The 12,899-nt window shown below is 52.2% G+C and carries 10 protein-coding genes and 3 tRNA genes; 6 read left to right on the forward strand and 7 right to left on the reverse strand.

Annotated features, from left to right (window positions below):
• The first annotated feature begins 85 nt into the window (after positions 1 to 85).
• From ETA_RS10175 to ETA_RS10195, 5 genes are all read left to right on the forward strand, one after another.
• Positions 86 to 162 (forward strand) — tRNA-Val (locus ETA_RS10175).
• 55 nt (positions 163 to 217) lie between these two features.
• Positions 218 to 294 (forward strand) — tRNA-Val (locus ETA_RS10180).
• A gap of 103 nt (positions 295 to 397) precedes the next feature.
• Positions 398 to 474: transfer RNA gene (locus ETA_RS10185), tRNA-Val, on the forward strand.
• Positions 475 to 841: 367 nt separating this feature from the next.
• Positions 842 to 2,254: a pyruvate kinase PykF gene (gene pykF, locus ETA_RS10190; RefSeq protein WP_012441546.1), complete on the forward strand. Its 1,413-nt coding sequence runs from the start codon at positions 842 to 844 to the stop codon at positions 2,252 to 2,254.
• A gap of 304 nt (positions 2,255 to 2,558) precedes the next feature.
• Complete coding sequence (locus ETA_RS10195; protein ID WP_004157411.1) at positions 2,559 to 2,795, forward strand: major outer membrane lipoprotein; 237 nt, start codon at positions 2,559 to 2,561, stop codon at positions 2,793 to 2,795.
• Between the two features lie 284 nt (positions 2,796 to 3,079).
• Here the strand turns inward: ETA_RS10195 and sufE are convergent, their stop codons facing one another.
• From sufE to sufA, 6 genes are all read right to left on the reverse strand, one after another.
• Entirely contained in the window at positions 3,080 to 3,502 is a 423-nt protein-coding gene (gene sufE / locus ETA_RS10200; protein WP_012441547.1) for a cysteine desulfuration protein SufE, read from the reverse strand.
• Positions 3,503 to 3,606: 104 nt separating this feature from the next.
• On the reverse strand, positions 3,607 to 4,827 hold the full coding sequence (gene sufS, locus ETA_RS10205) for a cysteine desulfurase SufS (protein WP_012441548.1): 1,221 nt from the start codon (positions 4,825 to 4,827) through the stop codon (positions 3,607 to 3,609).
• A complete protein-coding gene (sufD, locus tag ETA_RS10210; protein WP_042958924.1) occupies positions 4,824 to 6,101 on the reverse strand; it encodes a Fe-S cluster assembly protein SufD in 1,278 nt (425 codons plus the stop codon). Before sufD ends, sufS begins: the two co-directional genes overlap by 4 nt.
• Positions 6,076 to 6,822: a Fe-S cluster assembly ATPase SufC gene (gene sufC, locus ETA_RS10215; RefSeq protein WP_012441550.1), complete on the reverse strand. Its 747-nt coding sequence runs from the start codon at positions 6,820 to 6,822 to the stop codon at positions 6,076 to 6,078. Before sufC ends, sufD begins: the two co-directional genes overlap by 26 nt.
• Positions 6,823 to 6,877: 55 nt before the next feature.
• Positions 6,878 to 8,368: a Fe-S cluster assembly protein SufB gene (gene sufB, locus ETA_RS10220; RefSeq protein WP_012441551.1), complete on the reverse strand. Its 1,491-nt coding sequence runs from the start codon at positions 8,366 to 8,368 to the stop codon at positions 6,878 to 6,880.
• Positions 8,369 to 8,373: 5 nt separating this feature from the next.
• Positions 8,374 to 8,748: a Fe-S cluster assembly scaffold SufA gene (gene sufA / locus ETA_RS10225; RefSeq protein ID WP_012441552.1), complete on the reverse strand. Its 375-nt coding sequence runs from the start codon at positions 8,746 to 8,748 to the stop codon at positions 8,374 to 8,376.
• 391 nt (positions 8,749 to 9,139) lie between these two features.
• Between sufA and ETA_RS10230 the strand changes: the two genes are divergently transcribed.
• A complete protein-coding gene (locus ETA_RS10230; protein WP_012441553.1) occupies positions 9,140 to 9,544 on the forward strand; it encodes a hypothetical protein in 405 nt (134 codons plus the stop codon).
• Positions 9,545 to 9,684: 140 nt separating this feature from the next.
• Here the strand turns inward: ETA_RS10230 and ydiJ are convergent, their stop codons facing one another.
• Complete coding sequence (gene ydiJ, locus ETA_RS10235) at positions 9,685 to 12,738, reverse strand: D-2-hydroxyglutarate dehydrogenase YdiJ (RefSeq protein WP_012441554.1); 3,054 nt, start codon at positions 12,736 to 12,738, stop codon at positions 9,685 to 9,687.
• Positions 12,739 to 12,899: the final 161 nt, after the last annotated feature.

Raw genomic sequence — 12,899 nt, forward strand, 5'->3', positions numbered from 1 at the left:
ATCAGGCTGGAAAACAATTTTTCTCCTTGCCAGGCGTGCTGGCTGCCGTTAATATTCGTCCCCGCTGTCGCCATGACAGCTATGTGCGTCCGTAGCTCAGTTGGTTAGAGCACCACCTTGACATGGTGGGGGTCGGTGGTTCGAGTCCACTCGGACGCACCACTTTCAAACAACGGCCGACAAGGCTGTTGAATAAATGAAAGTTGAAACGATTTATGCGTCCGTAGCTCAGTTGGTTAGAGCACCACCTTGACATGGTGGGGGTCGGTGGTTCGAGTCCACTCGGACGCACCAAATTGTTTCTGGTGTATTTTAAGTATTACATCCCCGTTAAGCCGTTGTATGCCTGCCCTGCTCTAAGGCTTCAAAAGCCCGATCGCTGGACGTCAGATACGATGCGTTCTTAGCTCAGTTGGTTAGAGCACCACCTTGACATGGTGGGGGTCGGAGGTTCGAGTCCTCTAGAACGCACCAGCTTCCTTCTATTTTATTCCATCAGCCATTGAACGCATAATCTGTTGTCTTATCAGCCGATGTTTTATCCATTGCACCTGTTGCCCCACGCTTTTCATTGGTTTTCGAGCACTAAACGACTATAGTATTGTTAGTTGTTTCACTTGAATGGTTTCAGCGTATGGTTGCCCCTCAATTTATAATAACTTCCCGTTGCGCGATGTCTTGCCACAGCGCCGCTGAAACCGTGTCTCAAATTACCCTGCAGTCTTTAATCCCGTCACCTGTCTTTAAGTTTAACCTTCCTGGTGACGCAAAATTCTCTTCCGGTGGGGTTACCGCCGGGATACAGCTTTCTCATCCATCACAACTTAGTAGATAAATCGTCATGAAAAAAACTAAGATCGTTTGTACTATCGGCCCAAAAACCGAATCTGAAGAGATGCTGACCAACCTGCTGGATGCCGGCATGAACGTTATGCGTTTAAACTTTTCCCACGGGGATTACCAGGAACACGGACAGCGCATTACCAATCTGCGTAACGTTATGAGCAAAAGCGGTCACCAGGCGGCCATCCTTCTGGATACCAAAGGTCCTGAGATCCGTACCATGAAGCTGGAAGGTGGACAGGATGCTGCGCTCAAAGCAGGCCAAACCTTTACCTTTACCACCGACCAGAGCGTTGTGGGTAATGCACAAACCGTTGCCGTGACCTATCCTGGCTTCGCAACGGATCTGCAAGTCGGCAATACCGTACTGGTTGACGATGGTCTTATCGGCATGGAAGTTCTCGAAGTGACGGACAGCACCGTCGTCTGTAAAGTGCTGAACAACGGCGACCTGGGCGAGAACAAAGGCGTTAACTTGCCGGGGGTCTCGATTCAGCTTCCGGCGTTGGCCGAGAAAGACAAGCATGACCTGATCTTCGGCTGCGAGCAGGGCGTTGATTTTGTCGCGGCTTCCTTCATTCGTAAACGTTCTGACGTGATTGAGATCCGTGAGCATCTGAAAGCACACGGCGGTGAGCACATTCAGATCATCTCTAAGATTGAAAACCAGGAAGGCCTGAACAACTTCGACGAAATCCTTGATGCCTCTGACGGCATCATGGTTGCCCGTGGTGACCTTGGCGTTGAAATCCCGGTGGAAGAAGTGATCTTCGCGCAGAAAATGATGATCAAAAAGTGTAACCACGCACGTAAAGTGGTGATCACCGCCACCCAGATGCTTGATTCGATGATCAAGAACCCGCGCCCTACCCGTGCAGAAGCCGGCGATGTTGCCAACGCCATCCTCGATGGTACTGATGCAGTGATGCTGTCAGGTGAGAGTGCGAAAGGCAAATATCCGCTGGAATCTGTCCGCATCATGGCGACCATCTGTGAACGTACTGACCGCGTGATGAAAAGCCGCATTGATTCGCAGCATGACAACCGTAAAATGCGCATTACTGAAGCCGTATGCCGTGGTGCCGTTGAAACTGCCGAGAAGTTGGAAGCCCCGCTGATCGTTGTGGCAACAGAAGGCGGTAAGTCTGCGAAGTCAATTCGTAAGTACTTCCCAAATGCCACTATTCTTGCGCTAACGACCAACGCACAGACTTCCCGTCAGCTACTGCTGAGCAAAGGGATTATCACCTCAGTCGTGGAAAAAATTGCGTCTACCGATGATTTCTACCGTCTGGGTAAAGCTGCCGCAGAGGCAAGCGGATATGCTCATAAAGGCGAAGTGGTTGTGATGGTTTCAGGTGCTTTAGTGCCTAGCGGAACCACTAACACTTCATCAGTCCATGTGCTCTGATTAAGATCAACTCCTGACGTAAAAAGCGCCTTTATTGGCGCTTTTTTTTGTTACACGATCCGTTTTTCCCCGGCCGCCTGACGATGTAACATCCCGCTAAAATCACCGCCAAATATCAGAGTACTCTGATTAAAATCGCCTGTTTTCTCTTCACGTTATGTAAAAAGCTGGAAAGAAGATGTTTCTTTGAGCGAACGAGCAACTTTAACCTCCTTCCCTGCAAAAATTTATTCTCTTTAGAAAAAACTTTGTGTAATACTTGTAACGCTACATGGAGATTAACTTAATCTAGAGGGTATTAATAATGAATCGTACTAAACTGGTGCTGGGCGCGGTAATCCTGGGTTCAACTCTGCTGGCTGGTTGCTCAAGCAACGCTAAAATTGACCAGCTGTCTACCGACGTTCAGACTCTGAACGCGAAAGTTGACCAGCTGAGCAACGACGTGACTGCAATCCGTTCTGACGTTCAGGCTGCTAAAGATGACGCAGCACGCGCTAACCAGCGTCTGGACAACCAGGCTCACTCTTACCGTAAGTAAGAGTTCTGGTTTTAAAAATGGCGCACAGTGTGCGCCATTTTTTTTTCCCCATTCATCTGTCGCCCTGTTCCCCCCCCTCCAAAACCAACGCTAATGCATCCAGAAGGCTTTAATCATTCTGGAGAGTATGTGGGTAGCCTGAAAAAGTTATGAAGCCGCTAAGAAGCGCGGGTAGACGCAGTTAGACTATCAATGCGTTATCTGGAAACTTCTTCAGAGCTTGCCGGAGAGGTAAACGCCCGGCTACGCACTTTTGGGCATTTACCGGGAGGTACGCATATCAGTTAGCGCTGGCTTAAAAGCAGTGACTTTTGACGAATGGCGCGGATCATTGCTTCAAGGCCCTGCGAACGCGATGGGGTCAGCTGTTGCATCAAAGACAGGTCCGCGAACCACGGACGCACATCAAAATCGACGATTTCCTGCGGCGTCATTGATTGATAGAGGGTAAAAACGATTGCAATCAGCCCTTTAACCAGCGCTGCGTCACTCTCTCCATGAAGTACGACAAGGCCGTTCTGGTCAACATCTACAACAATCCAAACCTGGCTCTGGCAACCCGGAACAATATTTTCAGGCTGCTGTAGCGAATCGGTGCCTGCTGGTAGTCTCGCTCCCAGCTCAATCATATAAAGATACTTCTCTTCCTGGTTGGCGCAGCGATTAAAATTGCGCACCAGCTTTTCTTTATCTGGCAAAGTTGCCATTGCTTCCTCACTTTGGATCTGATTCTAAAATTTTTGGCTTAACGTGTAATAAGGGCGAGGCATGCCTCGCCCCTAAGGCAGAATGATGTGCGCCCGGCGGGCATTTAGCCCAGCAAACGATGAATACGGGTTAAGCCAGCGACCAGACGGTCAACTTCTTCTTCGGTATTGTACAGGACAAAAGAGGCTCGGCACATTGCCGGCACCTGATAATAGTGCATGAGCGGCATCGCGCAGTGGTGCCCGGTGCGAATTGCGATGCCGTACTGATCGAGGAAGCTGCCGACATCAAACGCATGGTGTTTACCGAGGTTAAACGCGACAACCCCGCTACGCTGTGACGGGCCATAAATGATGATGTCAGGCACTAGCGCCAGCTTATCCAACGCATAACGCATCAGCTCCCGTTCACGCTGACAGATAACATCCAGCCCCAGTTCGCCGATCCATTTCAGCGCAGCGCCCAAACCAATGATAGCGGCGGTATTCGGCGAACCGGCCTCAAAACGCCACGGCGCGGCAGCGTAAGTCGTGCCGTTCGTCAGGCTGACGGTGGCGATCATGGCGCCTCCCCCTTCCCACGGCGGCATTTGGTCAAGCAGCGCCTTGCGGCCATACAGGATACCGATACCGGTGGGGCCATAGATTTTATGCCCGGAAAAAACATAAAAATCGCAGTCCAGATCCTGCACATCCACGCTGTGGTGCATCACCGCCTGAGCGCCGTCAATAAGCGTCACCACTCCGGCGGCTTTTGCCTGGGCGACCAGCTCTTTTACCGGATTTTCCGTGCCCAATACGTTTGAAACCTGTGTGACCGCCAGCAGACGGGTGCGGCTATCCATCAGCAGCGGCAGCTGCGCGATATCCAGTTCTCCCTGCGGAGTAAGCGGGATAAAGCGCACTTCCGCGCCGGTGCGCTGCGCGACCATTTGCCAGGGCACAATGTTGGCGTGGTGCTCCATCTCGGTAATGATGATGTTATCACCGGGCTGCAGCTGGCTGCTTCCCCAGCTGTTGGCCACCAGATTGATCGCTTCCGTGGTCCCTTTGACAAACACGATTTCTTCCGCGCTGGCGGCATTAAGGAAAGCGGCGGCCTGAACGCGAACGTTCTCCATTTCTGTGGTCGCTTCCGCGCTCAGGGTGTGGATACCACGATGCACGGCAGCATAGCCGTTCCGATAGAACTGGCTTTCTGCCTCTATTACCGCCTGCGGCTTCTGCGCGCTGGCAGCGCTGTCAAGATAGGCCAGCGGCTGTCCGTTGACCTCACGCGCCAGCAGCGGAAACTCCGCCCGAACGCGGGCCAGGTCAAAACTCATTGCAGGCCTCCGGGGAAACGCTGCGCGATGCGTTGCATCACGGCTTCTTTTAGCGTCTCGTTAGCGATAGCTTCCGTTAATTCAGCGGCAAACGCATAAATAATCATGCGTTGTGCAGCGGCTTCATCGATACCACGCGAGCGCAGATAGAACATCTGCTCTTCGTCGATACGCCCGATAGTCGCTCCGTGGCCACACTTCACGTCATCCGCATAAATTTCAAGCTGAGGCTTGGTGTCGACCTCAGCTAAGCGGCCCAACAGCAGGTTGTTATTGCTCATCTGACCGTCAGTTTTGAGCGCGTGCTTCGCCACCTTGATAATGCCGTTGAACACAGCACGGCCACGGTCGCGCACGATGGTTTTATGCAGCTGGCGACTCTGGCAATACCCTTTGTTATGTTCCAGCCAGGTACGGCTGTCACAGACTTCTTTGTCTATCGGCAGCATCAGGCTGTTAATCGCCAGATCGGAACCTTCGCCGTTCAACTGGGTACTGGTGTGGTGGCGCGTTAACCCAGCGCCCAGCAGGAAGCTGTGGCTCTGAACTCGCGTATCGCGCCCAAGCGTCAGATCGTTATGCGAGAAATGGTAGCTACTGCTATCTTCAAAAGACAGATTGTAGTGAGCCAGTGAGGCGTTATCGCCCACTTCCGCAGTAAATCGCGAGCCGGTAAAATGGGGCGCCGCACTCAGGCTGATATAGTGCTCAATCACCGTCGCTTCTGCCGCTGCGTCCAGCTGTAAATGATGACGATAATGAGAGGTGTTCAGCTCACCCGCGCTACTGCTGCTGATATGCAGCAGATACAAAGGACGTGTCGCCGCTTTGCCACGCGCCAACTGAATAAAGGTAACCTGCTCTGCCAGGCTCTCGGTCAGATGCAGGAACACCTCCGGCTGTACGGGGGCGTTCAGTTCCCGCCGCTCCGCGGCCTGGGCTATCTGGATGGTAAACAGATCGTGCTCACCATCACTCAATTCAGACGAGAAACGGCCATCGACAAATACCAGACGTACCGCATCGATGGGTAAGGCCAGTGATTGGATCGTGTCAGCATCCAGCTTCGCAGGCTCTGGCTGGACAAACTGGTTATCCAGCAGCCGATCCAGCGGTGTGTACTTCCAGTTTTCCTGCTTACGCGTCGGCAGACCTAAGCGCAGCAGCTGCTGCCAGTGCTGTTGTGCCTGCATTGAGCGACTTTCACCGTGTGTTTCAAACAGGTGGTGCCACTGTTGCAGGGCATTATCATTCCTGGTCGGTAAGCCAGCCATAGCCTTGCTCCTCCAACTGTTTCACCAGTGAGAAATCACCCGATTTCACGATTTTCCCCTGATAGAGGACGTGCACAAAATCCGGTTTGATGTAGTCAAGAATACGCTGATAGTGGGTAACGATAATAAATGACCGTTTGCCGTCGCGCAGGGTGTTAACGCCGTTAGAAACAATTTTCAGCGCGTCAATGTCCAGCCCGGAGTCGGTCTCATCCAAAATGCAGAGATCCGGTTCCAGAGCAGCCATTTGCAAAATGTCATTACGCTTTTTTTCCCCACCGGAGAAGCCGACATTAACTGAACGTGTCAGTAAGTCTTCAGGCATCTTAAGCAGGTGGATTTTTTCTTCAATGAAGTCCTGAAAGTCAAAACGATCCAGCGCTTCCTGCTCACGGTACTTACGCACGGCGTTCACCGAGGTCTGCAGGAAAAACTGATTGCTAACGCCGGGGATTTCCACCGGATACTGGAAGGCCATAAAGATGCCTTCACCCGCACGCTCTTCCGGGTCCAGCTCAAGCAGATCCTTGCCTTTGAATTCGACAGATCCGCCGGTGACTTCATAGTCCTCGCGCCCTGCCAGCGTGGCGGAAAGCGTACTTTTTCCCGATCCGTTCGGGCCCATGATCGCGTGTACTTCACCCGGTTTGATTTCAAGATCCAAACCACGCAGGATAGCTTTATCTTCGACGCTGACCTGTAAATTCTTGATGCTTAACATAGATTATCCTTCGCAGTGCCTGAAGGCACTGTAAACTGTTCTTGTTCGCGCGGGCTTAGCCCACGCTATGTTCCAGGCTGATAGCCAGAAGCTTCTGCGCTTCAACCGCAAACTCCAGCGGCAGCTCCGAGAAGACATCCTTACAGAAACCGTTTACGATCATCGAAATCGCATCGTCTTCACTGATCCCGCGCTGCAGACAGTAAAACAGCTGATCTTCACCGATACGCGATGTGGTTGCCTCGTGCTCCAGCTGGGCGGTGTTGTTGCGCACTTCCACATACGGGAAGGTGTGCGCGCCGCATTCGGCACCAATCAGCATCGAGTCACACTGGGTGAAATTACGTGCATTGGTCGCGGTTGGCATTATCTTCACCAGCCCACGATAGGTATTCTGACTTTTACCCGCCGAAATGCCCTTTGAGATGATGGTTGATTTGGTATTTTTACCAATATGGATCATCTTGGTGCCGGTATCGGCCTGCTGGCGACCGCTGGTCAAGGCCACCGAGAAGAACTCGCCGATGGAGTTGTCACCGCGCAGGATAACGCTGGGATACTTCCAGGTAATGGCTGAACCCGTTTCTGACTGCGTCCAGGACATTTTGCTGTTTTCACCTTCACACAGCGCGCGTTTGGTCACAAAGTTGAGAATACCACCTTCAGAATCTCCGCCGGAGAACCAGTTTTGCACCGTGGAATATTTCACCTCGGCATCTTTGTGGATGATAACCTCAACGACCGCTGCATGAAGCTGGTAGGTATCACGCACCGGGGCGGAGCAGCCTTCAATGTAGCTAACGTAACTGCCTTCGTCGGCAATCAGGATGGTGCGCTCGAACTGGCCGGTTTTTGCCGCATTGATACGGAAATAGGTCGACAGCTCCATCGGGCAACGCACGCCTTTGGGGATATAAACAAAGGTGCCGTCAGAGGCTACGGCGGAGTTTAGGGCTGCGAAGAAGTTATCGTTGGCGGGTACCACGGTGCCGAGATACTGTTTGACCAGCTCCGGGTGCTCGTGGATCGCTTCGCCGAAGGAGCAGAAGATAATTCCCTCTTTCGCCAACTTATCGCGGTAGGTGGTCGACACGGATACTGAGTCAAAAATGGCGTCAACCGCCACTTCCTGCCCTTCACGTACCGGCACGCCCAGCTGCTTGAATGCTTCTTCAACTTCCTGGGTCAGGTAATCAGGCGCACTGCCAGAGGCCTGCTTCGCGCCGGGCTCGGATGCGCAGCTGTCATCGCAACTTCCGCAGGATGGCGCAGAGTAGTAACTGTAATCCTGGTAATCTAATTTTTTATAGTCGGCTTTTAGCCAGTGCGGCTCTTCCATTTCCAACCAGGCTGCAAACGCTTTTAAGCGAAATTCCAGCATCCACTCAGGTTCATTACGTTTAGCCGAGATTGCGCGCACCACATCTTCATTGATGCCGTGTTCGAACTCTTCGGTTTGCAGTTGGGTAAAGAAGCCCTCTTTATATTTCTGATGGCCGCCTTCCCAAACCTGTACATCGTCAGATGCGTCAGTATTACGAGACATAGGTTTCACTCAACGCCAAAGCTCTCACCACAGCCACAGGCGTGTTGAGCTTTAGGATTATTAAATTTGAAAATCTGGTTCAGGCCTTCGCGCACGTAATCCACTTCCGTGCCGTCGATATAGGGCATCGCCTGCAGGGGCACGAATAAGGTCGCTCCGTTATGGCTGAACACCAAATCATCTGCCGCTGACTCTTTCACCATATCCATGGTATAGCCGAAACCGGCGCAGCCGGACGTCTTTACGCCGAGCTTCAGACCCTTAATGTCGGGGTCTCCGGCAGCAAGGCTGATGATTTGTTTGGCTGCGCTGTCGGTTAGCGTCAGTCCTTTCCAGATATAATCATCTGGTGAAAAAGTGGCAGGATTTGCTGATTGCATTGTTGACCTCACTATCGATAGCCCTTCGGGCTAGTGCCCCTATGTTAGTGATAACCTGTATCACTTCAACCTCTTGTTTTGCAGGGGTTAACAACAAGGCTGTTTTTATCAGACTCATTTTTAAGCTCTGGCCGGATAAAACAGACTGCGCTTTACCTGTTGGGACTAACATCTCAAAGGATAAGCGATTGAAAACAAGATGTTTCTATTTTGTTACTCTACATTCTGGCATGCTCAATAAATATTCTACTCTTTTGCGCCGCTCTGCTTATCGTTCTCACCGATTTTTACAACAGCCGACATTTATTGATAAATATTATCGTGTCGGTGATTGAATAATGTCACATTTATAATATGATAATGATTATCATTAGCATGCCAGAGACCAGCAATGAATATGTCGATGAGCGCGTGGCTACAACATAAGATTGACGAGTACACCTGTTCCGTTCGTGATCTCACCGTCGATTTCTACATGGCGCAGGCAAAATTAAACCGTCCCGAGTGCACAATTGAACAGCTGCGCAAGTTCAATGATACCTGCCTGGATATGGCAGAACTTTGCCAGTTAAACGGTGACGATCAGAGTTATCTGCACGCAATGGGTAAACTCCACCAGCGGCTGGTTAATGAGCTAAGCAACACATCACGTGAGCGACTGTTCCGCATGCAGGCATGGCAGCTGGCACGACACTCATTGAGCCGTTTATGTCATCAGCTGATGCTCAACGGCGAGTGGAATAAAGCCACCGTGCTGCAAAATGAATTTGTTACGCACGCATCATCGATTATGTGATAGCCCCACATTATACCCTGTGGCACTGCCGGGAAAAACCCCGAAATAAACGGGGTTATGGGCCGCTCTTGCCCAATGGCGGTTGCAAATGAAACCGTAAAGATCCCAGAGGAGGGTTGCCACCCTCTATCCTGAAAAAATCAGATTAACTCCAGTAACGCCTGGAGAGGATGGCGTATAGCGTTTCCTTCTGCGCGTTTCACCTGACTGCGACAGGAATATCCCGTTGCCAGGCAGCGGTCCAACGGTAATTTTTGCAAGGCCTGCTGCCAGGAAAGTGCATAAATTCCCAGCGAGTTTTCCAGGTTTTTGGTTTCGTGACCGTAAGTGCCGGCCATGCCGCAGCAGCCAACGCTGACATTCTCAAGCTTAGCCCCGAAGCGGGCAAAAATCGTTTCCCACTGTTTTATTGCTCCCGGCAGCGCGGTGGTTTCTGTGCAATGGCCGAACAGATACCATGCTTCTCCGCGCTGCGGCAGCGTATCTTTTACCGTCAGCGCGGTTTGTAGCCATTCGTGCACCAGCTGAACGTGAAAATCACCACGATTATCGGCCAACACCTGCTTATATTCATCGCGGTAACACAGCACCAGCGCGGGGTCGACGCCCACCAGCGGTATCCCCAGCTGCGCCACACGATTGAGGAAATCTGCGGTTCTTTGTGCGGTACGCGCAAACTTCTGCAAAAAGCCTTTAATATGTTCTGCCTTACCATTAGGCGAAAAAGGCAGCACGACCGCGGTATAGCCTAGTTTGTCGATCAGGCGCACAAAATCACCCACCAGTCGCGCTTCGTAATAGCTGGTGAAGGGATCCTGTACCACCAACACGCAGTTTGCGCGCTGTTCGCCGCTCATTCCTTCAAGATGTTCAAGCGTGATATTCGCCGATCGGTGACTGGCCAGCTGCTGCTTCAGCGTGGGCGATGAGAGCAACGGCAGATCGACCATGCCGATATGACGCTGACTAAGCGACTTAACCCACGGTCGGCGCAGGAAAAAGTTAAAGACCTTAGGTGCTCTTGCCATCTGTGGCGCATAGCTTTCTACCGTGGCAACCAGATAATCGCTAACGGGCCGCAGATAGCGCGTGTGATAGAGCTGTAGGAAGCGCGAGCGAAAGCCGGGCACGTCAATTTTAATCGGGCACTGCGTGGAGCAGGCTTTACAGGCCAGGCAGCCTGACATCGCCTCTTTTACCTCATGCGAAAAATCATACTGACCGCGCTTCGCCTGCCAGCTATTGCGGGTGCGCAAAATCATGCCACGCAGACTGACGCCTTTGGCGGGCAGCTGTTTTTCCAGCGTCAGCGGATCAACCCCCTGCTCCGCCAGCAAACGTAGCCATTCTCGCGTTAGCGTAGCGCGCCCTTTTGGCGAGTGAATTCGATCGCGGGTGATTTTCATCGAGGGACACATCGGGCTTTTCACATCAAAATTAAAGCACAGGCCGTTACCGTTACACTCCATCGCCCCCCGCCAGTCGCTACGCACATTAACCGGTATCTGGCGATCGTAAGTACCCCGTTTGGCCGCATCGATTTTCAGTATCGGGTCGTCAACGCCGAGCGGTGCACAAATTTTACCCGGATTCAGCCGGTTTTGCGGATCGAAAGCCGTTTTAATGCGCCGCAGCTCGCTATACAGTTCATCGCCGAAAAAGGAGGGGCTGTACTCAGCGCGGAATCCTTTACCATGTTCTCCCCACAGCAGACCGCCGTAGCGCGCCGTCAAGGCGACCACCTCATCAGAGATCTGCTTCATCAGCATTTCTTGCCGGGGGTCACACATATCCAGCGCCGGACGCACGTGCAACACGCCGGCATCAACATGACCAAACATCCCATAGCTCAGATTGTGGCCATCAAGCAGGGCGCGGAACTCAACAATATAATCGGCAAGATGCTGTGGCGGAACGCAGGTATCTTCCACAAAAGGGATCGGCTTGGCGCTGCCTTTCGTATTGCCAAGCAGACCAACGGCCTTTTTACGCATTCCGTAGATCCGCTCAATGCCGGAAACATCGTCACACAGCTGGTAGCCAATTACCCCCCCCTGCCGTTCCGCCATCAGCGCATCCAGACGCAGGCACAACGTATCCACCTGGCCGTCGATCAGCACCCGGTCGTTGCCGGCAAATTCGACCATATTCAGGCCCAGCATCTCTTTATCAGGCACGTCGGCGATCAGTTCACTCACCGAATGCCAGACGATATCCTCACGCGCCAGGTTAAGCACCTTTGAATCCACGGTTTCTACCGACAGTGCCTGGGCTTCAACCATCAGGGGCGCGTTGCGCAGCGCCGAGTCAAACGAATCATATTTGATATTAACCAGCCGCCGTACTTTCGGGATCGGGGTAATATCAAGTCTGGCTTCGGTAACAAAGGCCAGCGTTCCCTCGGCACCGCAAAGGATGCGCGTCAGGTCGACGGAAGCCAGGTCATCACTCAGCACATGGCGCAGATCGTAACCGGTCAGAAAGCGGTTCAGTTTTGGAAATTTTTCGACGATCGGCTGGCGCTTCAGGCGGCAGCGCTCCAGCACCACACGGTAGATTTCGCCTTCCCTGTCCGCTTTTTGCGCCTTGATTTCTGCCTGGCTGACCGGCATCGCCTGGGTGTCAAGAATATCACCGCCCAGCAGCACCGCCTTAAGACCCAGCACATGGTCGGAAGTCTTACCGTATACCAGCGATCCTTGTCCGGAAGCATCGGTATTGATCATGCCACCGAGCGTTGCTCGATTACTGGTCGACAGTTCGGGAGAGAAAAAATAGCCATACGGCTTTAGCCAGACGTTAAGCTGGTCTTTGATCACCCCCGCTTCAACTTTTACCCAGCCTTCGGCAACGTTGATTTCCAGAATGCGCGTCATGTAACGTGACATATCGACCACAATACCCTGATTGAGGGACTGCCCGTTGGTGCCGGTGCCGCCGCCGCGCGGCGTAAATGCCAGCGAGTCGAAACGGCTGTCGGCCGCCAAACGCGACAGGATCGCCACGTCTTCAGTTGAGCGTGGAAAAATAATCGCATCGGGCAACAGCTGGTAAATACTGTTATCCGTTGACATCAGCAGACGGTCGGCGTAGTGGGTGGCGGTGTCGCCGCTGAAACCCTGCTGTTTTAACGCATCCAGAAAATTCAGTACCAGAGGTTCAAGGCCTGGTGCCTGTGAAATCAGTGGGATCATTATAGAAAGACCAAAGTTATGTGAAACGTTTGCGGTGCTCAAATTGCGCAGTGATTCGTTTTATCACATTTTTTTATCACCTGTCGTTATTTCAAAAAACGAAGTAAAAGCATAATCTGTCGCGTCTGACGCAAATCTGTATTTCCCATACGGATTTAAAG

It is taken from the genome of Erwinia tasmaniensis Et1/99 (assembly GCF_000026185.1).
Lineage (GTDB): Bacteria > Pseudomonadota > Gammaproteobacteria > Enterobacterales > Enterobacteriaceae > Erwinia > Erwinia tasmaniensis.